We start from the raw sequence: 26,780 nt of genomic DNA, 5'->3' as shown, positions 1-26,780 counted from the left end.
ATTAACCACGACGCCACGTGTGGAATTTTTCCACGTAACTTAGCAATTTCTCTGGTTTATTCGCACGTTTCCATGCACCGGCAGTGTTTTTGGCACCCTCGGCCCACGTTGGGTACGCGTGAATAGTGCCAAGCAACTTGTTCAAGCCCAAATCGTGTTTCATGGCTAATACAAATTCCGCGAGCAAATCGCCAGCGTGTTCGGACACAATGGTTACCCCTAAAATTTTATCTTTTCCCGGCGGGGTAAGCACGTTAATGAAGCCTTTAACCGCGCTCTCAGCAATGGCTCTATCAAGTTCTTCAAACTCGTAGCGAGTGACTTCTACTTCAATACCCTGCTCAGCTGCATCGTTTTCATTAAGGCCCACTCGTGCCACTTCAGGGTCGATAAAAGTAGTCCAAGGAATAACGCGGTAATCAACTTTGAATTTTTTGAAGGTACCAAATAAGGCATTCACCGCGGCATACCACGCGTGGTGTGCGGCAACGTGAGTAAATTGATACGGCCCTACTACATCGCCCGCTGCAAAAATGTTTGGCATCAAGGTTTGTAGGTATTCATCGGTTTCAATAGTGCGATCAAACTGAATACCTAACTCTTCTAAACCAAAGCCGTTAAGACGTGCTTTACGCCCTACCGCTACAATCACTTCATCGTATTCGATAGCGCTTTCTTTGCCGTCTTTCGCTAATACTAAGGTTTTAACACCGTCTTTATTTTCAAAACGAAGGGCGTCGTGGCTGGTTAATACGTTTACGCCGCTATCGCGAAGTACAGTTTCTGAAAATTCAGCGACTTCTTTGTCTTCACGGCCCATAAGCTGTGGTGCTCGCTCAACTTGAGTGACGTCACTGCCCAAACGCGCAAAGGCTTGGGCTAGTTCGCAACCAATCGGGCCGCCACCTAATACAATCATGCGTTTTGGCGTTTCTTCTAATTCAGCAAAACGGCTCCATAACGTATCAGAAGTTACGTAGCCACTCTCTTCAATACCTGGCAATGGCGGTACAAACGGGCTTGCGCCCGTAGCCACTACAATGCTTTTGGTCGTTAAGGTTTGCATGCCGCCATCGTTTTGCTTTATTTCCACCGTCCAAGGATCGATGATTTTCGCGTAGCCTTTTACTACATCCACACCCAAACTGGTGTAACGCTCTACACTGTCTACCGGCGCGATAGTACCAATAACGTTATGTACACGCTGCATCACTGTTTTAAAAGACATGGTAGGTTCAACACTGTGCAAACCATAGTTTTCAGCTTGACGCATCTGGTTGGCTACTTTGGCAGTTTTGATGAGGGCTTTACTTGGCACGCAACCATAGTTCAAACAGTCACCGCCCATTTCACCGGCTTCCACTAGCGTAACTTTTGCTTTTACGGCTGCACCGATATAACTGGTCACCAAGCCACCCGCACCTGCGCCAATAACGATAAGGTTTCTATCGAATTTAGCGGGCTTTTTATAGCCTTTGTAAACGCGGCGGCGTTCAACAAACGCCACAATAGATTTGGCAATCCACGGGAATATGCCTAGCAATACAAACGATAGAATAAGCCCTGGCGATACAATGCCCGATAAGCTGTCTATCTGCGCAAGCTGGGTACCCGCATTTACGTAAACTACAGTACCGGCCAACATACCTACTTGGCTTACCCAATAAAATGTCCACGTTTTTATTGATGTTAAACCCATCAACAAATTAATCAGGAAGAACGGAAACACTGGCACTAAGCGCAAAGTGAACAGGTAGAAAGCACCCTGTTTTTCTACGCCTTCATCAATCTTTTTAAGCTTTTCACTAAAACGCTTTCTTACCATATCGCGAAGAATAAAGCGCGCCACTAAGAAGGCTAAGGTAGCACCTACGCTTGATGCAAACGATACAATAACAAAACCTTGCACTAGCCCAAATAAGGCACCCGCAGCTAAGGTAAGGATGGCCGCCCCCGGCAACGACAAGGCCGTTACCGCAACATAAATAGCGAAGAAAACTCCAATACTTATCAGTGGGTTTTCTTCAATTTGTTGAGTGAAGGTATCTAATGAGCCTTTCAAACCGTCAAGGGTAAGATAGGTATTTAAATCAAAATAAAAAAAACCAATTACGGCAGTAATCAATACGGCGACAAGTGCAATTTTCTTAAACATAGTTTATTCCTTAATTGCGCTTAAAACGCGTACTGCATAGTGAACTGAACGTGGCGAGGCGTATTCGGCATAGCCAAGGTAGCGCCAAAATAACCACCTTCAAACACAGGCTGCCAGTTCTCTTCATCGGTAATATTAATAATATCAACACGTAGGCGCATATCATCACTCACTTGATAACCGGCATTCACGTCAATATTGATTTGGTCTCGGATAAATACGGTTTGTAGAAAGTCTAGTGGGAACGACTTGGTGTACAAGGCCGATGCTCCAACTTGTAAGTCATCGGTAAGTTGCCAACCAGCATTTATTGACACGATTTGCGATGGAATGCCCTGCACCAATGAATCAGACGGTGCAAACGCCGCAAAAGACGGCGAACCTACGCCATTGCCCTCAATAATGTCTGGTCGACTATCGTCAAAAGCATCGGCCACTTGTGCGGTATCTTGAAACGCCGCTGAATCATCGAAGCGCGCATCCAAATAACTGTACGCCGCATTTACCCACACATCTTGCCCTTGATAGAAAATTTGCAACTCTGCGCCTTTGGTTTTCACCCCACTGTTGCTGCCATCGCGGTTACGCAAACTACGAGTCTGGTCAAATACCGACACTTCACCATACCAATGACTATCAGGAGAATACTTAAGCCCTACTTCGTAAAGGGTATTTTCAGTGGCAAAATTTAGCGGGTTAATTTCGTTGGCACTGGTAAGTGTAGTACCGCCTGCCATACTATTGGATGTGGCATCATTTTCTGACCACGCCACATAAGCATTGAGTGATTCTGTTAGTTTGTAAACCGCACTGAGTTGTACGCTTTCAAGTATATCGTTATAGGTGTCAGAAGCGGCGGCAACCCCTTCAGGTGCAAGAGGATCGCGCGCTTCTACATCATAATAGTCGAACCTAACACCGGCAATGGTTGAAAACGATGTTGTCCACTGAGAGCGCTGCTGAAATGCAAGGCCAGTTTGTAAGGTGGTTGAATCGGTGGTGTCAGATAAATTGTAGTCCCCTGCACCATCGCCATCTATATCGTACTGGGCACCCGGTGAAACAAATACACCGGGACTAAGCTCAACCAACCGTGCTTTTTGTGCATCGGTTAACGGAATTTCCCGGTTACTTAACGGGCCGGTTAAATCTACAGGGCTGTCAGCTTCAGTTGTAAATTGGCTGTAGCCTAATACATTGTTGTAACGTAATGCTAAACCGAATGTGGTGCTTTGCTTATCGTTCCAAACTAGGTCTAATTCAGTGCGATTCTCGAACGCATCTGCGCCATCGATAATCTCTACAAAACTATTTTGCGCAATTTCTTCACGGGTTAGGTGTTGATAGTAGGTTATGTTTCGTAGCACAAGGCTATCTGAAAATTGATGGGTTAAATTGCTGCGCAGTACAGTAGTTTCAGCACCATTAATATCATCAGGGTGGGTATACACCTGACTTCGGGGAATAACCACTTCACCGGTTGGTGAGATAATAGCGCCCGCTCCAGGTACGGCACTGCCATTCGCTTGTACGCCTTGGCCCGTTATATAAAGGTTGTTATCAATCAGGTTTTGCGTGGGGCGATTAATACCTGCAATGTCAGGATATTCGGCATCGTAATACTCTGCACTTACGTCCCATGTTGTGGCATTACTAGGTGTATATCGGTACGCAATAAACAGGTTTTTGCTTTCACGCTCGGCAAAATCAAAAAAGCTACCGTGATCTAGCCACTCAACACTGACTCTCACCCCACTTTTGCCTTCTTCAATGGTGGTACCATAATCAAGCTGCGCTGAGTATTGATCCCAAAGACCAGCCCTCAATGTGATATTACCTTCGCTATCTGCAGTAGGCGCAGTTTTGGTTTGCAGGTTCACAAAGCCACCATTTCGCTGCGTGCTGCCAAACAGCACGGGCGATGGCCCTTTCACTACATCTAGTTGTTCAACACTATTGAATGAAACCGGTAAACCAAAACCATTGTTACCTGATTGGCGGCGTATACCATCTTGAAATAGCTCGCCCAATTGCCCACGTATACTTGGCAAACTAGGGGTACCAAAACCGCTAGAAGCATAAGCGTTAGGCGCAGCTTTAACAATATCGTGTAAGTTATTGATGTTTAATGCATCCATAGCTTCAGCCGACAAAGATGTTACCGCTCGCGGCGTATCAGCTACCGACATGCCAGCGCCAAATAAACCACTTAACGTATTGTCGCCAGGGTTTAACGGGTTAAGCGCTTGCTGGTTTCCAGTCACCTCAACGACTTCTATGTCTTTTTTTATGTCATTTTTGTCGATGTTATCAAGCATGTCAGCTTGCTGAGCTTGCAGCCCTTGGCTTACAGATAGAGCCAGTGCACTGATGGCAAGCCCAATATTATTTTTCATTCGTATTTTTACCTTACAAGATTGCTTACTCGACAAGACCGACATCCGGCTAAAAATATTTCATAAGCATTTTTATTTTTTTCTATGAAAGTTTTTGAAATTTAATATGAAAACGCCCGTTCTTTATCGCTACACAAATAAATAGGAGTTAAAATGCAATCTCAACAAACCACTGATATTTCTAATCGCCTCAGTTGGTCTCTTTTCGCCCTTCGCGTTTCTGTTTTCATTGTTATGTTCGTATGGACATTAGACAAATTCGTTAACCCTGCACATAGCGCAAAGATATTTGAACATTTTTATTCAATTGGTGGCGTACCAGAGACGGCCGTATACATTTTAGGTGCATTTCAATTGGCACTGGTCCTTGCTTTCGTTGCCGGTATTGCAAAGCGTTATTCCTACGGCTTGATATTTTTGCTTCACGGCGGGTCAACCTTGTCGTCATTTCCGCAATACTTAGACGCCTTCAACAACATGTTGTTTTTCGCCGCATGGCCAATGTGGGCGGCGTGTTTTGCCCTTTATTTATTAAGAGATGCAGATACTCGTTTTGCTGTAGGTAAATAGTGCAACGCCAACAACTTACACGCCAATGATATCTTAGATAAATATTTACTTATATATAGCAGGTTTAGTTCATTTTGGCAGTAGTATAAAGCTGCTGCCATTCTGTTGCTTCCACCGGCATTATCGATAACCTCCCCCCCTTTTTTACCAAACCTATTTCTGTAATGTTAGGCATTGCCTTAATGACAGATAGCTGCAATACGCTTTCAAACTTTTCAACAAACTTTACATCTACCCGAAACCACCGCGGATTTTCACGCGACGATTTGGGGTCGTAGTAATTAGATACGGGGTTAAACTGGGTTTCATCTGGGTATCCGGCTTTAACGACTTCTGCTATCCCGGCAATGCCAACTGTTTTACAACTCGAATGATAGATAAAAACTTGATCACCAACGGCGACCTTGTCACGCAAAAAGTTTCTTGCTTGGTAGTTACGCACCCCGTCCCAAGGTTCAGTTTGGTCAGGCCGTGATAGTAAATCATCAATGCTAAATGCATCAGGTTCTGTCTTAAATAACCAGTAAGCCATATATTTTCTCGTTATTATCCTAATTGATATAGCAATGCAGTATAACAAAGGCGGTGAATTTAACGACAGCGCTATACCTTGGTTGCTGTGTACTGGTATAATAGGCGTTCGGTCTGCAATGTTTATATTCGCTTTAGGCAATTTATATTCGCTCTCGGCTATTTATTCTGGCTCTTGGCAGTTTTATATTTGCGATTAGCAATATGAACTATGATGTACTGACCTACTTAATTCTTTTTTTCTCTGCTATATGTGAATCTTATGCAAGCCACCATTAAGGCCGACCGCGGTCTATTTTCTTATCCTAAATATTGGCCGCACTGCCTTGGTACTGCGCCGTTTCTTCCCATGTCTAAAGAGGAAATGGATGCCCTAGGATGGGACAGCTGTGACGTTATCTTAGTGACTGGTGATGCGTACGTAGATCACCCAAGTTTTGGTATGGCGGTGATTGGCCGTGTACTTGAAGCCCACGGTTTTCGCGTAGGGATTATTTCTCAGCCAGATTGGACGAGTAAAGACGCTTTCATGACCCTTGGTAAGCCGAATTTATACTTCGGTGTTACGGCGGGTAACATGGATTCCATGATAAACCGCTACACGGCAGATAAAAAACTTCGTCACGACGACGCGTATACAGCAGGTAATGTTGGCGGAAAACGCCCAGATCGCGCTGTAACGGTTTACGCACAACGTTGCCGCGAAGCCTTTAAAGGCACGCCTGTTATTGCCGGCGGTATCGAAGCGAGCTTACGCCGTATTGCCCATTACGATTATTGGAGTGAGAAAGTACGTCGTTCTGTATTGTTCGACTCCAAAGCTGACATGTTATTTTTCGGCAATGCCGAGCGCCCATTGGTTGAAGTTACCCACCGCTTAGCGGCAGGTGAAACTATTGATGAAATGCGCGATATTCGCGGCACCGCCATTATCGTAAAAGAAGCACTACCTGAGTGGCAAGGGGTTGATTCAACCTCGTTAGATCGCCCGGGTAAAATTGAACCTATCTCAAGCCCTTATCAAATGGAGCCTGAGTGCGATTCGCAAGATAAAGATAAAACAAACAGCGAAGCCCCTGAAGCTGCACCTGTCGTGATACAGCCTCCGGAACGCAGGAAGCCTTGGGAAAATGTATACGTTAAGCTACCTGCTTACGAAACGGTAAAAGACAATAAAGTTTTATACGCCCATACCTCACGTATTTTGCACCAAGAAACCAACCCAGGTTGTGCACGTGCATTAATGCAGCGCCATGGCGATAGACATATTTGGATAAACCCACCCGCTATGCCTTTGGAAACAGAGGAAATGGATGCGGTATTCGACCTTCCTTATCAGCGTGTGCCCCACCCTGTTTATGGCGATGCCACTATACCCGCCTACGATATGATTAAGTTCAGTATCAATATTATGCGCGGGTGTTACGGCGGTTGTACCTTCTGTTCTATTACAGAGCACGAAGGCCGAATTATTCAAAGCCGCTCTGAAGACTCGATAATTCGTGAAATTGAAGAAATTCGCGATACCGTACCTGGGTTTACCGGTGTAATTTCAGACTTAGGTGGACCTACTGCAAACATGTATCGTTTGCGCTGTAAGAGCCCGAAAGCCGAAGCCACGTGTCGTCGCCCATCTTGTGTATATCCGAGTATTTGTGCGCATATGGACACCGACCATAAGCCTACTATCGATTTGTATCGTCGTGCTCGTGAATTACCCGGCGTAAAGAAAGTGCTTATCGCTTCTGGTGTTCGTTACGATTTGGCGGTTGAAGATCCTGAGTACGTAAAAGAGTTGGCTCTGCATCACGTTGGCGGCTATTTGAAAATAGCACCAGAACACACCGAAGACGGCCCGTTATCTAAAATGATGAAGCCGGGCATGGGCAGCTATTACCGTTTTAAAGCGTTATTTGACAAATATTCACAAGAAGCGGGCAAGAAACAATACTTAATTCCGTACTTTATTGCCTCGCACCCAGGTACCACAGACGACGATATGTTGAATTTGGCGATTTGGCTGAAGGAGAATAAGTTTAAGCTTGATCAAGTGCAGAACTTCTATCCTTCACCAATGGCCACAGCAACGACTATGTACCACACCGAAGTAAATTCACTTCGTAAGGTCACAAAAGACAGTGAAGACGTGCCTTCGGCAAAGGGTGAAATACACCGACGCCTGCATAAAGCTATGCTTCGATATCACGACCCTAAAAACTTCGCGCAAATTCGTGAAGCCCTTAAGCGTATGGGCCGTGAAGATTTAATAGGCCGTGGTGCTCAGCACTTGGTACCGCCGGAAACCGCAGATGAGAAACGCAAAAAAGCGGCGAAAGGCAGAAATGGCGAGCGTGGGTTAACTAAACATACTGGCTTGCCGCCAAGTTTTCAACGTAAAGCCCGAGGCAAAAACAATGCAACTGGTCGGGATAACGACGCATCTAACAGAGGTGGAAATAAAGCCGATAACCGAAGCGGCGGCAAAAATAGCGGGCAAAGCATGCCTAGTTCACAGCGAAGAGGAAAATCAACAGCAAAACGCTAGTTTCCCCTATCGCTGAATGCTAACGATTGGTTAGTTATTTCTTGTAAGCACTTTTTGTAGGCACAGCAATACCTTTGCTGTGCCACTTAAATACCACAAAGATTAAGTCTACTTCTCCGGTATTTTTCACCCCATGTTCATCCCAAGGGGCAGCGTATAGCATGTCGCCGGTGTTAGCTTTAAACACTTCACCTTCAACGCTCCATTCCCCACTCCCCTGAGTAACCAATAGAAACTCTTCGTCACTATGTTCGTGAGGCGGGTGTATTTCCACACCAGGCTTAATAACAGCCATACCCGCTAATGATTGGCTAGTACCAAAGGTTTCATCATTGTGGTAGCTATAGAATATCCAACCCTCGCCTTCATCAATGGCTGCATTGGCCTGTGGGATCACTTGTGTTTTGAAACTGTCGCCAGAGGTTACTTTGTCGGTGTCATTCTTATTAACCGCAAGAGTATCGGCCGCACAAGCAATAAAGAAACTGCCTAAAACAGATAAAATAACAGTTAGCACTTTAGGTAAATTTCGCTTCATTCATCCTCTCCCTTTGGTAAATTTGCTTTTTCAACCACCGCCACATATGAGGCAGTTAAACTGCTAATGTATAGCATATCTGCCGTTTCTAACACCCCTGTTGTTAGCGGATAATTTCCACTTGGGTCTTGTAAGTCACTTGTCACCTTGCCTTGTTCATTTAATTTTATTACATGGCTGTAGGCTTTTGCTTTTGGGCGCAATGATGCAGGCAACCGCTGTACCACTTTACGCAAAAAGGGGGTGTTTGATAAATCGTCTAACGAGGCGGAACGGGGTGAAGCAAACCCTATCCAATAACCGCCATCTGGCGCTGTGGCAATATTATCGGGAAAGCCAGGTAAGTTATCGATGAACACATCCACCAAACCTGTTTTAGGCCCAGCAATAAAGTAACGTAACACACGGTAACTGCCTGTTTCGTTCACTAAGACATATTGTTGGTTTTCGCTGATGGCGACGCCATTAGCAAAGATTAACCCATCCATTAATACAGACGTAACTTGGCTAGTTGGATTGTACGCTAGCAATCTGCCATTACCTTTGTGCTCTAAAATTTCTAACAAGCTGCCGCTTAGGGTTCCGCCATAGGCTTTTGCACTAAATTTAGTGGTAGCGTCAGAAAAATATATCATGCCATTTTCTGCTACATCTACATCATCGGCATACACAATGCGCGTGTCATCAACGGTGTCTGCTAGCAAGGAAATATCACCTGATGGCGAAACAGAAAGTAACCCTAGGTAGGCATCTGCCACTATGAGATTATCATTGGCATCGAACTCTAAGCCTAGCGGCCGCCCGCCCGTGTTTATCCAAGGTGTAAAGTGCGTATCGTTAGGGGCTAATAGCATGATGGTGCCAGAATGCGTGGCCGTGGCAATGGCGCCATCACTTCGCAGTGCAAAATCTTCGGGGCCGTATTCACTTTTTATTGGGTTTGTTTCTTTATTACTAAGGGCTGTTGGCTCGCTTAAGGCTATAGCATGGGCGAAGGATAGCTTATCGTTGGCTTGATGCACGCCGCTATACCCTTTGTCTTGTGGGGCACTCCATGCTTCGGGCTCAACTGGCACAGGCCAAAATGCTAAATACCCCATCACGGCCAGCAAACCACTTATGATTAATATTCGCATTCACTACCCTTATTAAGTCCATCAAAGAATGTAGATGGCTAGCAATAGCATGTTCTTACCCGAGGGTTAAATTTAGATTGGTGATTATTCAATATGTCCAACGGCTATAAGTAGCATACACTCAGCACAACGATGGCCAAAAGGGATGCGAATGCATTATTAATACATGAACAGCAACTTGCCAGATGAAGGTTTAAATTTAGACTCAGATAATAAGACATAAAAAGCGCGGCTTTCACATTTAGTTAGTTAAACGAAGTAAAAGCCACGCTGTATTAGTTCACATTATCAATACGCTCGTGTTTGTTAAGCGCTTTAAGCCATTGGCGATTGCGGTTCCGTCGATACTGATGTGCTCTTGTTGCCATTGCCATCAATATTTTGCGTTGTTGTTTGATCTTCTTTTTTAAAATTCGACAAAAGAGTTTCACGCTTAAGCAACGTATTACCACGCCATATACTCCACACCACATACACGAACATTGGCAAGTTCAATTGCAACGATGCCACCGATAGTGAATGTTCCCCGTTCACAGCGCTATAAATAAGTAAAAGCATTAACACACTGATACCTGAAATTATCAGCCACACTGGTTTGGTAAGCCGCTTTACCGCAACCGTAAGTGCCACATTTAAAACCATTACTCCCCAGAATACTGCAATTAACGAACCCGCAAAGAATATATCTGCTATTGCCGTGAATGCCAATGCACTCACGCTGCCCCACACCGTGCAATACCATAAACGCGTGGCCAACACAGGATGGGCTTTTTTAGACAACCACACTTCCATACCCGATACGCACAGCATGGTTAGCATGATACCCAAAACAAAATACAGCACCTTACTTGGTACTCCGGCAAAGTCACCAAAGTGGAGGCGATAAACAGCCCATAACAATTGCTTACCCCAGACGCCATCGTCATAGCCTGCGGTACCTAAATAATTACCTGCGGTATCAAATCGGTAGGCTTCACCGTATATCATTCGCCCCGGTACTTGTGCATAAATTTCAATAAACTGCTCAGGTTTGTTTACCTCATGAACAGTCACAAATATAAGCGGGTTTTCTGGCGCAATGGTTTCCATTTGCGCGATGGCTTTACCTATCGCAGGTTTACCTTCTTGCGCCTCTATAACTGGATCGGGCGTAAATACTTGGTTTATTACCGCATCCCTATCACCGCCATAATTAAGTTGTGCCACCAACACCAGTACGATACCAGCCAACCCAAAGTAAGCACCCGTCACACCAATAATCAAATGAAATGGTGCAGCCCAAAGGCCAAAGCGATTGTGTAAATCAATTTGATTTTGCTGACCATTGCCGCCGCGCCGAAATTTAAACGCGTCTCTTGCTAAACGTTTATGCGCAATGATACCCGTTACAATGAGTGTACAAATAATCGCACCTAAGGCACTGACTAATATCATGCCCCAGCTATGGGGTAGATTGAGATATAAATGTAAGTCCACCAACATTTGAGTGAAAGGCACGCTTTCCTTCTCAAGCAAATTTCCCTGTGCATCAGCGAAATAAGCAGCATGATCGTTTTCTACCACTAACCGTGGTATCCCTGATGTAGGAAGCACCACAAATAGATGATCCGTTTCTTCGGGATGTTTAGCTAAAAAGCGGTCCATCGCCTTTTCTACTGCCCCATCCTCGACGGATTCAAACTCGGGAATATGCGGTTGTTCCCAGCGTTCAAATTCTAAATGGAATACAGCAATAGTGCCTGACAAGCACACTAAAAAGAGCAATACACTTAAAAATACGCCTACCCAACTGTGTGCATTTAGCGCTGACTGTTTTGTTGCTTTTTTCATTTTTATTCCTAAATTGGCATTGCCATCAGTATTGCTAAACTTACTGCTGTTGCTACAAGGTAGCCGCCAACCGTTTTAATTTTCTTAGATGTTGCTAGGTAGTGGTAGACCGCAAGCCCCCAAATAATGGGCGATATCACCATACAAATTGCCAGTTGACCGGCTATTTCAAGGGGAAGTAATGCACTAAGTGCTAAGGAAGCCACCACACTAAATATCAGCATTAACATCAACACAATGATGGAATGAAGAATATGCTGTATTGAAGTACTAACGGAAAGATCGAGTTTTCTAGGTTCAGGACGTTGTTGCGTTGCGGGGGCAGCACTCTGATTCGCCGCGATAAATGGCCATACTAACAATCCGGGTAAGCAAAGTGCGTACACTACACCAAACTCCCACCCAACCGACATTGACCACGCAATGGACGACATTAACCAAATAGCAACCCCGATATAGAGCATCGGTGAGGTTTGGCGTTGCCAACTTTTATAGACAGCCGCCATAGACACAACTGAGAGGCCGCTTGCGGCAAATAACATGAACATAACTTACCTTCGAATACGAATAATGAATGCCGAATAGTTGAACGCTTAAGTAGGATAAAATAATGCACAGCAACGCCTTTTCTACATTACCCTACCGACTCATTTATCGCGCTTTTTCATCGACTGATTTTTATGTATAAATTACCAAATATCGCCAAGCAATGAAAACAATAATTATTCTTATTTAGTGTTTTTTTAGCTATCCTCATGGGTTACATACAAAAAGGCCGACTTACAGCAGTAAGTCGGCCTTTAATAGTAAAGTCGTTGCGTAAAAACGTTTTACGCAGCTTGTGTTTCTTCTTCCATTTCAATAACTTCATGGCTTAGCAAGTATTCAAATGCGGCAAGTGAAGCTTTTGCACCCTCGCCCATTGAAATAACGATTTGCTTATAAGGAACCGTTGTTACGTCACCCGCCGCAAAGATACCTGGCGCTGAAGTATTGCATTTGGTATCAATCACAATTTCGCCATATTTGCTCATATCTACGACACCTTCCATGAATTGGCTATTTGGCACTAGGCCAATTTGTACAAATACGCCCGAAAGCTCAAGGGTATGTAACTCATTGGTATTGCGATCTTGATACTCAATTGCGTTAACTTTGCCATTCTCAGCCTTAATCTGATGGGTAGCTGCGTTTCTGATAATCGTGATATTTTCGCGTTTTTCAGCTTGGTCAATCAGTACTTGGTCAGCCTTAAGTTCTGGCATAAATTCAAATACCGTTACCGATTTAACAATACCCGCTAAATCAAGCGCCGCTTCAATACCCGAGTTACCACCACCAATGACTGCAACGTCTTTACCTTTAAAGAAAGGACCATCGCAGTGTGGGCAGTACGCCACGCCATTACCTACGTTTTCTTTCTCACCTGGAACACCAAGTTCTCTCCAACGTGCGCCAGTAGCAACAACAATTGAACGAGTGCGAATTTGTTCGCCAGACGATAACGTAATAGTTTTAACGTTACCTTGTTCTACAGAATCAACACGAACGTGCTCTTTAAGCGTGATATCGTAATCGTTCATGTGTTCCATTAAGTTACCTACTAGCTCAGGGCCAGTAGTTTTAGATACCGAGATAAGGTTCTCAATACCCATTGTATCTTTCACTTGACCACCGAAACGATCGGCAACCACAGTCACTTTTAAACCTTTACGTGCGCTGTATATCGCTGATGCCACGCCCGCTGGACCACCACCGATTACGGTAACGTCTTGTAGCGGTAACGACTCACCTTTGTTCGCATCTTTCAGCGACGGGTCACGTTCGATAAGTTTATCGATAAGAACCGATGCATCTACCTTACCATTAGCGAATAGCTCACCATTAAGGTAAACGCTTGGAACGCCTTGAATATCACGTTCTGCGACTACGTTTTGATACAATCCACCGTCAATCATTTCAGACGTAATGTTTGGATTAAGTAGTGCAAATTGGTTAAGCGCCTGAACGACTTCTGGGCAGTTATGGCAGCTTAAGCTGATAAATACTTCGAAGTTAAGTTCTTCTTTAACGCCTTTAACAATCGCTTTTACGCTGTCATCAATTTTAAGCTCGGTACCTGATGCGTGAAGCATACCTAAGATAAGCGAGTTAAATTCGTGACCGCCAGGAATACCAGAAAAGCGAATACCTGTATCTTCACCATCAGCTTCTAGTAAAAAACTGATAGAGCTGCGTAATACACCGTTAGTGTCACGCTCTTCAAGGCTTAGTTTGTCACTTACACCAGCAATGTCGGACAGAAACGACACAAGCTCTTCACGCTTGCTGTGTTCACCGGTCTGTACGACGAAGGTTACGTTTTTCTGCATTGACTCAGCATAGCCTTTCAACGCTTGTAAAATTTCTTTAGTTAACACGGTAGTCTGCCTTATTTTCGACACGCCGATCCCTGCCAACCATTTTTCAGGCTAACAACATAAGCAGGAATTGGAAATTAATTTGATAGGGAGTGGAGACCCACTCCCATTACTTACTTATAAGCGCTAAGCGGTTGCTTAGATTTTGCCTACTAGGTCAAGAGAAGGAGCTAGTGTAGCTTCGCCTTCTTTCCATTTAGCTGGGCAAACTTCGCCTGGGTGAGAAGCAACGTACTGAGCAGCTTTGATTTTGCGAACTAGGTCGTCTGCATCACGGCCGATACCTTCAGAAGTGATTTCCATCGCTTGAACGATGCCTTCTGGGTCAACAACAAATGTTGCACGGTCAGCAAGACCCATAGTTTCACGCATACAATCGAAGTTGCGAGTGATTTCACCAGTAGGGTCGCCAATCATTGCAAACTTGATTTTGTTGATAGTGTCAGACGAATCGTGCCACGCTTTGTGAGTAAAATGAGTGTCAGTTGATACTGAGAATACTTCTACGCCACGAGACTGAAGCTCTTCGTACTTATCAGCAATGTCGCCAAGTTCAGTTGGACATACAAATGTGAAATCTGCTGGATAGAAAACAAATACTGCCCACTTACCGCTGATATCTTCGCTGCTTACTTCGATGAATTCGCCGTCTTTAAATGCTTGTGCTTTGAACGGTTTGATAGCAGTGTTAATTAATGCCATGTTTACTTTCTCCATTTAGTGAGTGTTGTTTTGTACTTACGACACTTGGTCTATAAATACAACAGTACGAAAAATTACAAAGCCCATTTTGTTTTCAGCGCTTTGCTGTTTTGCAAAATCGACTTCGTTGAAACTGCTGATAAGAATAGCGCGGATTTTTTAAAAAAACTAATTGGTATTTTTGAATGTTTCAATCAAGTTTACCAATCAATAATATTAAATAACCGCAAAAATCCCGAACGAGCGAAATTTCTCACATTCCACCTCCCCACGCAAGCCTCGCATTCAAAAACCAATAAAGGTAATGTTAACGCCATCATTGTTACAACGGCATTGCAGTTATGGATCGCGCGAAATTTCTTAATCAAGAAATTGCCAGAATTGATGGCACCTTACCTTCTCCTCACTTAGCTAAACATTTGAAAATGGCCCAAAGCCCCTTCGTGTTTTACCGCGGTAGCGCACAATTATTTTATGCGGATTTAGCGAATCACCATTTACCAGTACCAGACGCTTGTTTTTCGATGTCACTGACCAGTGTTATGGGTGATTGCCACACGTCTAACTTTGGCTTTATTACTGAGGAAGGCTCACACGGCGATACCGTTATTTTTACGCCGAACGATTTTGACGATGCCTGTGTTGGCTATGCACATTGGGATATTCTTCGCTATCTTACTTCACTGTCTCTCGTAGAAGCCCATTGCAAAGGTATTTCTGAAGGCCGCTTTTTGATAGACATGCCAGACCCGCTAAAACCTGCGGTAGACCGCCATCAGGTTAAACATGCTCAATCCCTTTTCATTCAAGAGTACGTGGCAACATGCCAGCGCGTAACTGAAAAGGCGACCGTTATTAATGAAGCTATGGAGCAAGAGCCCGATGGCAAATTGAAAAAATTCTATCGCAAAGCATTGGAGCGCTCTTCTTGTGGTGAAAAGTTCGAATCTAAAAGTGCGTTAGCAAAAGCGGTACATTTAACGCAGGATGGACTTAAATTTAAGCACATCACCGATAAATACACGCCGTTGAGCCCAACGGAACATCAGCAGGTCTTAGCGGCATTCGCACCTTATATGGATGATGACATTGTCGATATCACCAGCAGAGAAAATGCCGGAACTGGTTCGGTAAATATGCGCCGCTTTTATTTTTTAGTTGGCCCCAAAAAACCGCATAACGCTGAAAGTTTTCGTTATTGCCATATTGTTGAGGTGAAACAACAGCGCAAAGCCGCGCCCTTATTCTACTTCGATAATGTGTGCCCGGTGAATAAATTGAACCCTGCTCATTTAACCGCCCGCAGCCAACGACGAATGCAACGCCGCCCAGACCTATTGTTAGATGAGGTTATATGGGACAATGCACACTGGTTAATTCGCTCTCGTCACCACGCTAAAGTGGGGCTAGATCCTCATGATATTGGTATGGGAAATAAAGCGCTAAACGGTGACTTTGGATACTTTGCTAAACTCTGCGGTTACACCCTTGCCTTAGCGCATTGCCGAGGTGATAGGCGAAGTACACGCTTTGCCAAAAGTGCGGTAAAGGCGTTAACCGACGACACCAATAACGCTCTAATTACTAATGCTAATCACTATGCAAGGCAGGTTATCGATGACCACAACTGGTTTTGCGATACGCTAAAACACAGTTAACGCAGGGGTTTATCGTTTGACGACAACCAGAGCGCGCTGAAAACTATTTAGTCTTTGTAGTGTTATTTATCGACGCCGAATTGCCATTTATGACGAGCCAATGTCATAAATAACTTTATTTATATGAGTTAACCCATTGATTATTATATTTTAATTAAAAATAAACTTGAATAACGTTAAGTCATTCCTGCGTTGGCATTATCGTTATAGGCTAGGTCTAGCAATAACAAAGAGGGTCTGCTTTGACAGACCTAATAATAAAAGACCTAAGAGGGAAACAACCAGTGAAAACTCCATTGTCACTTATAACAGCAGGTATTCTTACTGCATTTTCGGCCAATGCCAGCGACTTAGTTATCAGCGGTGTTGTCGATGCATCACTCACCGGCGGCGTTCCTAAAGCTGTTGAGCTTTACGTTGTAAACGATATTGCCGACTTATCAGTATACGGGCTTGGCTCAGCCAATAATGGCGGCGGTACTGATGGTGTAGAATTTACGTTTCCAGCAGATAGTGCCTCAGCGGGTAGCTATATTTATGTAGCATCTGAAATTGATGGTTTTACGGAATTTTTCGGTTATGCACCAGACTATGATTCATCCGCCATGGGAATTAATGGCGATGATGCGGTAGAGCTTTTCGAAAACGACGCGGTTATCGATACTTTCGGTGACATTAATGTTGACGGGAATGGCACAGCTTGGGAATACCTAGACGGCTGGGCTTACCGAAAAGATGGTTCAGTCGCTAATGGCGGTACGTTCTCATCTGACAACTGGACTTACAGCGGCGTGGACGCATTAGATGATGCAGCAACCAATGCTGCTGCAGCGACCCCCTTCCCTGTTGCTACTTTTAGTACTGAAGGCGGCGGTGATGATGAAGTTCCACCAGAAGAGCCTGTCATTGAGCTAGGTGTTTGTGCTGACGCAGCAACCCTTATTAGTACCATTCAAGGGAGCGGCGATGCTTCAGAAGAAGTTGGTAACAGCCATATTGTTGAAGCCATTGTTACGGGCATGGGTGCAGGCGGTTTCTTCTTACAAGAAGAAACAGCAGATAGTGATGGTGATGATGCCACTTCTGAAGGTATTTTCGTTAATGGTAGCACTACCGTTGCGGTAGGTAACGTTGCTCGCCTATATGGTGAAGTTGTTGAAAATTACGGCATGACTACGCTGAACCTAGACAGCGATGTAACTGCACTTGATTGTGGCGCAAGCGATGACGTATTGATGACAACTATCGATATGCCTTACGATTATTCTCTTGAGCCATTTGAAGGCATGCTAGCTTCTGTTGTTGATGCTACGGTAACTAGCACAAACGATTTGTGGCGTTACGGCGAAATTCAAGTAAGTGACAGCGTTAAACGCCAGCCTAGCGACGTAGCAGCACCACTTTCAGACGCATACGTTGAAGCAGTTGCAGCCTCAGAAGCCAGCTTACTTAAGATTGAAGATAACAGCAGTTCTAGTTACCCAGACACCGTTAACTACTTCCCTACCTTTAGCTACGCAAATGCTATTCGTATTGGTGATACTGTGTCTGCAAGCGGCCCGCTAAACTATAGCTTCGGTGCGTTTAGAATTAACCCTACCGATGTGATAACAGTAACCTCTACTCGCGAAGCGAACCCGGTAGTAACTGAAGGTAACTTATCGATTGCTACCTTCAACGTATTGAACTACTTCAATGGCGAAGTAGATGCTAACGGCGATGTAACTTTCGATTTCGATGCAAACCGTGGTGCAGAAGACGAAACTGAATTTGCATTACAAGAAGCCCGTATCGTTGAAGCCATTGTTGGCTTAAACGCTGACGTTGTTGGCTTAATGGAAATTGAAAACGACGGCTTTGGCGATGACAGTGCTATTGTCAGCCTAGTGGCTGCGGTAAACGCTGAACTTGCCGATACCGAACAGTACTCATTTATCAGCACAGCTGATAGCACAGAAATTGGTACCGATGCTATTACCGTTGGTTTGTTATACCGCGCTTCTATTGTAACGCCTGAAGGTGATGCACAAGTAGTAGATATGCCAATTCAGCAAATTGATGAAGACAGTGTGGCACAAATGCGCCCTTCTTTAATTCAATCGTTTGCGCACCTTGAAAGCGGTAAAACCTTTGCTGTTGCCGTTAACCACTTTAAATCGAAAGGTTCACAGTGTGGTGAAGATATTGCTGAAGAAGTGAGTGAAACTGATGCTATTCAAGGTAGCTGTAATGCACTACGTGTATCTGCTGCTATTACCCTTGGTGAAGCATTAAGTGATGAGAGCTTACCTGAGCGTATTCTAGTGTTAGGTGACTTGAACTCATACAGCGCTGAAGATCCTGTTGCTGTTCTTACCGACTACACCGCTGAAACCCAAGGCTACACGGTAATGACCGCAGCAAATACAGGTATGGACGATGGTGCCTCTGTAGAAGTAACCGCTAATTATGGTTACGTAAATCTTGCAGAAGAGTTTGATGCAGAAGGTTACTCTTACTGGTTCTACGGTACAGAGCAAGTAGGTAGCTTAGACCATGTGCTAGCAAGTGAAACCATGCTTGCTGATGCGGTAGATGGTGCACATTGGAGTATTAACTCTCCTGAAGTTTACCAATTCCAGTATGATCAAGCGCTGACCTATTACGCTGATGAAGACGGCTATGCATTTACTGATGTAGGTCCATTCCGTAGCTCAGATCACGACCCGTTCATTGCAACCTTCAACTTAGAAGCAGAATTACCAGATGAAGGTGACGATGTAGTTGAAGTTGATAACGATTCTGGTGGTTCTATGGGCTTCATTTTAGCACTAATGGCGGGTGTGCTAACCTTTCGCCGCCGTTCAGCTAAGTAAATTCATCAAAAATAACCCCCGTAAATAAATGCTGGCGGTTTAAAACTAAAAAAGGGATGGTTTAAAAACCATCCCTTTTTTATATCTGCTTTATATCCGAGTATTATTTAGTTTATGCAGGCATAACTATACGGAGCAAGCCTCACTGTCCAATGTATTCATTTATGCTGTAGGGTGACCAAGAACGCCCAAGGCTTCCTTATCGTGAGGCGCTTCTACCTCAAGCCCTAACTTATCAATATACTGATCGCGCTTGTCTGCTTGTGAAGCTGATAACTTTTCGTTAGTTAACATGCGTGCTGCCAGTGTGACCACTTCCAATTGCTCATCACTTAAGGGTTGGGTACTGTGCAATTGAAGCAATACCTTCATTAAGCTCAATGCAATTTGTTTATCTTTTGGCGAAATGGTGAGTGCTTGGCGCAAATTATTGTAAGCAGGTTGCAACCGGTTCTCTTTATAATGCACCGTAGCCATATTCTTCAGTTCTTTAGTCGTGAATTGTATCTCTGTGCGTTCAATAGACTCTTGTTTTAGATATTCATCGACGACTTGCGAGGAAAAAGTATCACCTTCAATTTGCGTTTTAAGCTTCTCCAGTATGCTGATGCACTGCTCACGCATGCCTAGTTCATGAAAGGCTTTCATTTTGTCTAGGTTATCTTCCATCGATTGCCCAGTGGTGCGAACTGAACTGGCGTTCATGATTTCTTCGGCCGACTTCTTTTGATTTCGAAGACACAACATACGCGCTTTAATTACGTCAATTTGATCGCCAAGTTGGATTTGAACCCCTTTTTGCTGACTGAACTCTTCTAAGTCATTTTGTGCACGCTGTATGTATCTATCACCTTCCCCAGCACCAAGGCTAGTGGCTAAATCGATAGTAGAACGAATTACATTTAAAGAAAGTTCCGGTGAGTCATGAATAGAATTCTTGGCAAACTTCGCCATATTTTGAACCGCAGACAACTGACCTACTTTGTCGTGGTTGAGCCTTGCCAAATCCCACAATCGCTTATTGCGTTCAATATTACGAGGCGCTAACTTACTCGCTTCTTTCATTTGTTCGTAAGCTAACTCAAATTGTTCTTTTTCAATAAAGTACTGTGCCAACAGGTCATAGGTTAAAAAACGGGTATCTCGACGAAGTAATAAATCTTCAACCATTGATTGCGCTTCTTCCAACTCATCCTGTCGTAACAACGAACGGGCTAAACCAATATGTACCCACGCATGATCCATGGTTTGCAGTAATTCACGGTAATAATTTTCAGACGTTTCATAATCACGCAGTTGCAGCAAACACTCGCCAATAAGGCGCCTAATTCTGGGGTGATAGTCTAACAGTGACACGTCTTTTAATTGACGTTCGGCATAGTACATCGCAGTAGAATAGTCGCCAATCTTCATACAATGGAGCATTTTATGAAGCTTATAGCGTATCTGAAGTAAGTAATTTAAACGAGACTCTATACTGCTTGGCGTTAATGGTTTTACCCAGAAATCATCGGGCTGCAACTCAACAATGCAATTGACCAATTCAGGCGAGGTTTCGGCACTCAAAAAGATAACCGTGGTGGTATCATTGATATGATTTAAGTGCTTAAGCTCTTCGAATAAATGAAAGCCGTCTTTATCATGACTAACATTGAATGCAAGCAGCACGAAATCAAAACGCTTTTCTTCACACAAACGAATAGCGTGAAAGGCATTAAATGCACTCACTACATGTTTGATACCAATAGCATGCAACGCAGAGGCTACTACATCGTGCACTAAACCCTGGTTGTCGATGACCAGAACGCGCAAATCCTCTTTAGAGGTGGGGGCAGGAATTTTTTCCAACATTCAACTAATCACTTTTTTCTTGTCCCTAAGACTTACCGTAGTTACCGCATCTGTTAAATGGAGGGTTTAACTATCTACGATATTATAAGTCAATAACCTACTGTTGGGGTGTAACAGTAACCGCATCACTTGGGAATTATACTTTTGACTTATATTCTCGATACTAGCATTAGAAGCAAGGGTTTAGCTATAGGTGAATTACTTTGGTGGATCAATATTTTCATTAATGCTGGTATTCAACCTAAACCACCCCGCAACGGAGTGTCTCTCACGTTTTGCGGTGAGTACCTCGTGCGGGAATAGATCACTAAGAAAAATCGCAATAGTGCCTTTTTCAGGTAACACCCTAACCCCAATGTCATCCTGCTCACTAGTATATAGTACTAACTCACCACCGTCGGTAGTTTGCCAATCTTCATTTAGATAAGTCACCACCGATAACATTCTATTGCTTTGACCTTTGAAAGCATCTAGATGACGTTTGTAAAAATTACCGGGAGCATAACAAGCAAAATGGCTCTCGAATGAAAATAACCCCATGAACAAATGGCGATTAATGTACAGCCTTAAAGCCTCACACCATTCTAGCCACAATTGGCCTTCTGACGAGGTACCGTCTATCCAGCATATTTCGTCGCTTCTGACTTTTTCTAGGTGTTGAAATTGTTCAGCCCGACCAATTCCGGCGCGCCGATATGCTTGCTTAGACAATGTATCTTGACAAGCGACCAGTGCATCTATAACAAATTCAGGTACGCCTAACGGCCTAATACTAAAGCCCTTTTCGAGTAAATCGCTCACGATACTACTGAAATAATCTTCATCAAAAACATAAAGAGGTGAAGGTAAATCTAACGAAAAACGTTCCATGATTGATTCTGGCTTGGCGCAGCAGTGGCGCGCGTAAACGGATGCGGGTTTATACGCCTAAGTGACCGGTGCAGCAAGCGATAAATGCACAGTTTACGAACAATTGTGAAAGACCCAATCCCTCTAGTTGTAAAGCATTGGTTTTAATGGGAATAAAACTTGCTTCAAAAGCTTGGTCAAACAAGAATTAATACCGTTAGCCCCACGGAAATAATTATGCTCAAATATGAAAAACAACCACTGGTGGTAAAGGCATGAGTCAGGATCAAACAGTCATTGAAGAAACCGAACATCATCTAGCGCTACGTAACTTGCGCTTAGACGATTACAACGACGTTAAATCATTAATGGACAACGTGTATGCAAACGTTGGGGGGGCTTGGCCTTATAACAACTTCAAGGCGCAAGTAACCACATTCCCTGAAGGTCAAATTTGTATTGAAGACAAAGGCAAGGTGGTGGCCTTTGCTATCTCTGTCATTGTGGACTACGACCAATTCGGCGACAAACACAGTTACGATGAAATTACTGGCGATGCCTATCTTACTACCCACGATCCAAACGGTGATGTGTTGTATGGCGTTGAAGTCATCGTTTGTCCCGACTATCGAGGGCTAAGACTAGGTCGACGGTTGTACGAAGCGCGCAAAGAGTTATGTAGAAACCTGAACTTGAAGTCAATTATGGCTGGCGGGCGTATTCCTACTTATAAGAATTACGCAAAAGAACTGTCACCCTATGAATACATTGAACAGGTAAAATCTAAAGACATATACGATCCTATCCTTACTTTTCAGCTGTCTAATGGTTTTGAGGTAAAACAGGTTCTCAGTGCCTATTTGCCCGAGGACGAAGCGTCCAAAGGCTATGCAACGTTACTGCAATGGCACAATATCTATTATGAGCCGAATAATCCGTCACTTATTACTGGCCGTAAATCGAGCGCGCGTATCGGTTGTATTCAGTGGCAAATGCGTTACTTCAATAATGTGGAAGAACTCCTTCAACAAGTTGAATATTTCGTAGACGCGTTATCGGATTATTCCTGCGATGTGGCATTGTTTCCTGAGTTTTTCAACGCGCCATTAATGGGGCTAAGTCCGTCTGATACTTCGATAGATGCAATATGGCACTTGGCCACTTATACCGACGAGATTCTTACCTCCATTTCGCATCTTGCTGTGTCTTACAACATCACTATTATTGCTGGCTCCATGCCAGTGGTAGAAGAAGACGAACTGTATAACGTGAGTTATATCTGTAAGCGCGATGGCACTATAGAGAGTCAGTACAAATTACACCTTACCCCACACGAGAAGAAAGATTGGATAATGAAAGGCGGCAATAGCCTTAAAGTATTCGATACCGATTTCGGAAAAATCGGAGTACTGATATGTTACGACGTGGAATTTCCTGAACTTGCGCGGTTACTGTCTGAACAAGAGATGCAAATTCTGTTCGTTCCTTTTTGGACAGATACTAAGAACGGCTATTTACGCGTTAGACGTTGTGCACAAGCCCGCGCGATTGAAAACGAATGTTATGTGGCCATAGCTGGCAGCGTGGGTAACTTACCCAAAGTAGACAACGTTGATATTCAATACGGTCAAACTGCGGTATTTTCACCTAGCGATTTTGCATTCCCCCATGATGCTATTGTGTCTGAAACTACCCCAAACACTGAAATGACGCTAATCGTGGACCTAGATTTAGATAAACTCACTAAGCTTCAAAATGAGGGCTCCGTGAGGAATTATCTAGATCGCCGCCGCGATTTGTATCGTGTAGAATGGTTTGATAATGATACGTAATCGCCATTGGTATTTATAATTAATTCAATATAATATCGATGTTATTGTGCGCGATTAATTATATTTTCGGTTGCTGCGCCTACAACGAGGTAGGTTGCAGTTAACCCAATGCTTAAACGAGATAAAATAGAGAACTTATGGCAAATAATTCGAACAACGATGATTTTCCAACTATTCGCTTAGATGATGAAGATCGTCGCGATTATCAAAAAAAGCGTCAGCCTTCGCCAACCAAGGCATCTTCGAATTCCTCATCGCCATCCAGCCCCTCCCCCAAAGCCCCTGAGAATAGCAGTGGCGGCGGTAATGGCCTCTGGGTATTCCTAATCGCACTTATTGCCCTTGGTGCCTGTGGCGGATGTTACTACCTGTACACATTGGTAGAACAGCAAAAAATGGTGGCTTCTCTCGCTGAAAAGCGCATTTTTGAATTAGAGAAAAAGCTTTCTGCCACGGGTGAAGAAATGGGCGAATCCACCGTGGCTTTGCAAGTTAAAGTTAATGAGTTAGCCAGTAAAACCAATGATTTGTGGGAGCAGATGGACAAACTTTGGGCTTCAGCCTGGCGCCGAAATCAAAAAGAAATTGCTGACCTAGGTGATAGAGTTGGTAACGTTCAAACTGCGCTTCAGGGCAATATTAAGAAGGTTGCCGATGATGTGACTAGCCAGCAGGGCCAAGTTGGCTCGGTGAAAAATCAACTGGCTTCATTGGCTGACGAAATTCTTGCCTTTAACGTTCAATTAGAACAAGTCTCTGGTGATAAACGCAGCAGTGAACAACAAGTTCGGAATTTGTCAGACAAATTATCAGTCTTAGAGCAGCGTAACAGCTCTCTTTCTGGGCGCATTACTAGCCTTGAAAATGAACTAAGAGAGATAGCCACCAAAGTAGTTTCTCGAAGCACAACGAGCGCTACAAACTCGGCGCCCTCTTCAACTGCGAGCGTATCGGAAGGCTAATCTTAATTTTAAACGTGTATAAATCGTTAAAGGAGCTAAATGGCTCCTTTTTTTTTCGCTGAATTTATTGACCATAAGTAGCATATAATCTGCCTCTCTTCGATGCTATAAACATTATATCCGTGGGTAGCCTTGTGTATTGCTATTTTCAGGCTATTTTTTTGCTCGAGTAAGAACAGGCTGCAACTATGATTCACCAATCCAACGCTAGTCATATAATCGACAACAATAACGTAAAAATTATTGGTTCAGGGACAAAGACGCTTATGCTTGCACATGGGTTTGGCTGTGACCAAAACATGTGGAAATACCTTACCCCCTATCTTGAGCAAAAGTACAAAATTGTGCTTTTTGACTATGTAGGTTGCGGAAAATCTAATGTCAGTGCTTTTGATAAAACACGGTATGAAGCGTTAGAAGGATATGCACAAGATGTCGTCGATATTTGTGAAGCACTTGAGTTAACTGAAGTGACATTTATAGGCCACTCGGTAAGCGGTATTATTGGTTATCTTGCTTCAATTTCTGCCCCGCAGTATTTTTCAAGCTTCGTATTAGTATGCCCCTCTCCATGTTTCTTGAATCTACCACCGGATTATTTCGGCGGTTTCGAAGAAGCAGACTTGGCAGAGCTTATTAACTTAATGGACAAAAATTATATTGGGTGGGCGAGTTACCTTGCGCCATTGGTGATGGGGGGAGAGAACGATCCCGGTTTAGTGAAAGAGCTTGAAAGCAGCTTTTGTTCCACCGACCCCAAATATGCAAAACCTTTTGCTAAAGCTACTTTCTTTTCTGATTATAGAAATATTCTTCCAACCATTGCTTTCCCTTCACTCATTTTACAAAGTAGCAGCGACTCATTAGCGTCAGTAGAAGTCGGGAAATATATGCATGAAAATACGCCCTTATCATCGCTTGAAGTTATCGATGCTCACGGTCATTGTTTGCATATGACAAACCCCGCAACTATTGCAGAAAAAATAGAGTCTTTAGTACCTTGAAGGACGATAAGCTCGACCTTTTTCCTAGTTTACTTTTAGTCTCTGATTTAGACTCCGGGAATATTAATTTTTGCAACAAAGATGCTTTGGACCTGCTTGGTTATTCTCGCGAAGGCGTTACGGATAGTAACGTTTCCAACATTATTTCGCGGGCGAGTTTAATTTTTTTTGAAAGCTATGTGAGACCTTCTTTGCTCGATTCGGGTAGGTTTTCGGAACTTCAATTAACTGTCATTACTGCGCAGCATGAACGAATACCAATATTGGCTAATGTTATACTGCATGGTGAGCAACTCTATTGGTCTATGCACACAGCGAAGAGTCGCGACAAGCTCTATCAAGAGCTAATAGAAGTGAGAGACAGCTTGGAATTAAAAACCGACGAGCTCACATTACTCTCCCGTCTCGATCCGCTTACTAATTTACTCAATCGTCGTGCTGCCTCTGCTGATATTCGTAAGCTACTCGATCAGGTAAACCGAAAGTTTGTTCCTGTGTCTTTTTTACTTATTGATATTGATTTTTTTAAAAATATTAATGACAAACACGGACACGATATAGGAGATGAGGTTATTGGTGTACTTTCACATACGTTGAAAACGGCCACACGAAAAACCGATGTTGTTGCCCGTTGGGGCGGCGAAGAGTTTCTGATAGTGCTATATAACTCAACCCAGGATAATGCCCGACTCTATTGTAAGTATTTGCATGAAAGGATTGCAGAATTACGTTACTCGCGAGCAGATAACATTACGGTGAGTATTGGCGTGACGCAAATACCCATGCCGCAACATAACACTGTTTTACAAGTAGAAACATTAATTAAAGAAGCCGATGATGCGCTTTACCGTGCTAAAGGCGAAGGCAGAAATCGTACTATATTCCACACAGACAGACACGCCAAAATCTAGGTAAAAACCCTCGCTAGGCCTTTGTAAACGTAGGC

At 43.7% G+C, this 26,780-nt stretch carries 19 protein-coding genes; 8 read left to right on the top strand and 11 right to left on the bottom strand.

Annotation, left to right across the window (positions count from 1 at the left end):
- Window position 1: 1 nt before the first annotated feature.
- A complete protein-coding gene (locus FLAVO9R_RS06825) occupies window positions 2-2,155 on the bottom strand; it encodes an FAD-dependent oxidoreductase (protein WP_159529919.1) in 2,154 nt (717 codons plus the stop codon).
- A gap of 20 nt (window positions 2,156-2,175) precedes the next feature.
- Entirely contained in the window at window positions 2,176-4,551 is a 2,376-nt protein-coding gene (locus FLAVO9R_RS06820) for a TonB-dependent receptor (protein ID WP_159529917.1), read from the bottom strand.
- A 153-nt stretch (window positions 4,552-4,704) separates the two neighbouring features.
- Between FLAVO9R_RS06820 and FLAVO9R_RS06815 the strand changes: the two genes are divergently transcribed.
- Window positions 4,705-5,121, top strand: coding sequence for a hypothetical protein (locus FLAVO9R_RS06815; RefSeq protein WP_159529915.1), 417 nt, complete (start codon window positions 4,705-4,707; stop codon window positions 5,119-5,121).
- Between the two features lie 64 nt (window positions 5,122-5,185).
- Here FLAVO9R_RS06815 and FLAVO9R_RS06810 read toward each other — a convergent pair whose 3' ends face one another.
- Window positions 5,186-5,653 carry an EVE domain-containing protein gene (locus FLAVO9R_RS06810; protein ID WP_159529913.1) on the bottom strand — a complete coding sequence of 156 codons (468 nt, stop codon included), beginning with the start codon at window positions 5,651-5,653 and terminating at the stop codon, window positions 5,186-5,188.
- Between the two features lie 261 nt (window positions 5,654-5,914).
- Here FLAVO9R_RS06810 and FLAVO9R_RS06805 point away from each other — a divergent pair, with 261 nt between their 5' ends.
- On the top strand, window positions 5,915-8,197 hold the full coding sequence (locus FLAVO9R_RS06805; protein ID WP_159529903.1) for a YgiQ family radical SAM protein: 2,283 nt from the start codon (window positions 5,915-5,917) through the stop codon (window positions 8,195-8,197).
- A gap of 34 nt (window positions 8,198-8,231) precedes the next feature.
- On the opposite strand, the gene FLAVO9R_RS06800 is transcribed toward FLAVO9R_RS06805, so the two are convergent.
- The 6 genes from FLAVO9R_RS06800 to ahpC form a co-directional block, all read right to left on the bottom strand.
- Window positions 8,232-8,735, bottom strand: a complete 504-nt coding sequence (locus FLAVO9R_RS06800) for a cupin domain-containing protein (protein ID WP_159529901.1) — start codon at window positions 8,733-8,735, stop codon at window positions 8,232-8,234.
- Window positions 8,732-9,871: an SMP-30/gluconolactonase/LRE family protein gene (locus FLAVO9R_RS06795; protein ID WP_159529899.1), complete on the bottom strand. Its 1,140-nt coding sequence runs from the start codon at window positions 9,869-9,871 to the stop codon at window positions 8,732-8,734. Before FLAVO9R_RS06795 ends, FLAVO9R_RS06800 begins: the two co-directional genes overlap by 4 nt.
- 315 nt (window positions 9,872-10,186) lie before the next feature.
- Window positions 10,187-11,701, bottom strand: a complete 1,515-nt coding sequence (locus FLAVO9R_RS06790) for a PepSY domain-containing protein (protein ID WP_159529897.1) — start codon at window positions 11,699-11,701, stop codon at window positions 10,187-10,189.
- Between the two features lie 8 nt (window positions 11,702-11,709).
- A complete protein-coding gene (locus FLAVO9R_RS06785) occupies window positions 11,710-12,249 on the bottom strand; it encodes a hypothetical protein (protein ID WP_232370597.1) in 540 nt (179 codons plus the stop codon).
- A gap of 282 nt (window positions 12,250-12,531) precedes the next feature.
- Entirely contained in the window at window positions 12,532-14,121 is a 1,590-nt protein-coding gene (gene ahpF, locus FLAVO9R_RS06780) for an alkyl hydroperoxide reductase subunit F (protein ID WP_159534451.1), read from the bottom strand.
- A 138-nt stretch (window positions 14,122-14,259) separates the two neighbouring features.
- Window positions 14,260-14,823: an alkyl hydroperoxide reductase subunit C gene (ahpC, locus tag FLAVO9R_RS06775; RefSeq protein WP_013783827.1), complete on the bottom strand. Its 564-nt coding sequence runs from the start codon at window positions 14,821-14,823 to the stop codon at window positions 14,260-14,262.
- Between the two features lie 341 nt (window positions 14,824-15,164).
- Here ahpC and FLAVO9R_RS06770 point away from each other — a divergent pair, with 341 nt between their 5' ends.
- Together FLAVO9R_RS06770 and FLAVO9R_RS06765 are read left to right on the top strand one after the other, a co-directional pair.
- Window positions 15,165-16,481: a DUF2252 family protein gene (locus FLAVO9R_RS06770; RefSeq protein WP_159529895.1), complete on the top strand. Its 1,317-nt coding sequence runs from the start codon at window positions 15,165-15,167 to the stop codon at window positions 16,479-16,481.
- 284 nt (window positions 16,482-16,765) lie between these two features.
- The gene (locus FLAVO9R_RS06765; protein ID WP_159529893.1) at window positions 16,766-19,336 is read left to right on the top strand and encodes an ExeM/NucH family extracellular endonuclease; all 2,571 of its coding nucleotides are present in this window, start codon (window positions 16,766-16,768) and stop codon (window positions 19,334-19,336) included.
- Window positions 19,337-19,498: 162 nt separating this feature from the next.
- Here the strand turns inward: FLAVO9R_RS06765 and FLAVO9R_RS06760 are convergent, their stop codons facing one another.
- Together FLAVO9R_RS06760 and FLAVO9R_RS06755 are read right to left on the bottom strand one after the other, a co-directional pair.
- Window positions 19,499-21,187, bottom strand: a complete 1,689-nt coding sequence (locus tag FLAVO9R_RS06760; protein ID WP_159529891.1) for a response regulator — start codon at window positions 21,185-21,187, stop codon at window positions 19,499-19,501.
- A gap of 198 nt (window positions 21,188-21,385) precedes the next feature.
- Window positions 21,386-22,057, bottom strand: coding sequence for a 2OG-Fe(II) oxygenase (locus FLAVO9R_RS06755; RefSeq protein WP_159529889.1), 672 nt, complete (start codon window positions 22,055-22,057; stop codon window positions 21,386-21,388).
- 254 nt (window positions 22,058-22,311) lie between these two features.
- Here FLAVO9R_RS06755 and FLAVO9R_RS06750 point away from each other — a divergent pair, with 254 nt between their 5' ends.
- The 4 genes from FLAVO9R_RS06750 to FLAVO9R_RS06735 all read left to right on the top strand — a co-directional run bounded on the left by FLAVO9R_RS06750 (window position 22,312) and on the right by FLAVO9R_RS06735 (window position 26,745).
- Window positions 22,312-23,868, top strand: coding sequence for a carbon-nitrogen hydrolase family protein (locus FLAVO9R_RS06750; protein ID WP_159529887.1), 1,557 nt, complete (start codon window positions 22,312-22,314; stop codon window positions 23,866-23,868).
- A 137-nt stretch (window positions 23,869-24,005) separates the two neighbouring features.
- On the top strand, window positions 24,006-24,830 hold the full coding sequence (locus FLAVO9R_RS06745) for a hypothetical protein (protein WP_159529885.1): 825 nt from the start codon (window positions 24,006-24,008) through the stop codon (window positions 24,828-24,830).
- Window positions 24,831-25,018: 188 nt separating this feature from the next.
- Window positions 25,019-25,834, top strand: coding sequence for an alpha/beta fold hydrolase (locus tag FLAVO9R_RS06740; RefSeq protein ID WP_159529883.1), 816 nt, complete (start codon window positions 25,019-25,021; stop codon window positions 25,832-25,834).
- Between the two features lie 263 nt (window positions 25,835-26,097).
- Window positions 26,098-26,745: a GGDEF domain-containing protein gene (locus tag FLAVO9R_RS06735; RefSeq protein ID WP_159529881.1), complete on the top strand. Its 648-nt coding sequence runs from the start codon at window positions 26,098-26,100 to the stop codon at window positions 26,743-26,745.
- The last annotated feature ends 35 nt before the right edge of the window (window positions 26,746-26,780 follow it).

The organism is Alteromonas sp. 38, assembly GCF_902506055.1.
In the GTDB taxonomy this organism is placed as follows: Bacteria; Pseudomonadota; Gammaproteobacteria; order Enterobacterales; family Alteromonadaceae; genus Alteromonas; species Alteromonas lipotrueae.
Note: the sequence above shows the minus strand (reverse complement) of the source record. Positions and strands in the feature narration are given on the sequence as shown.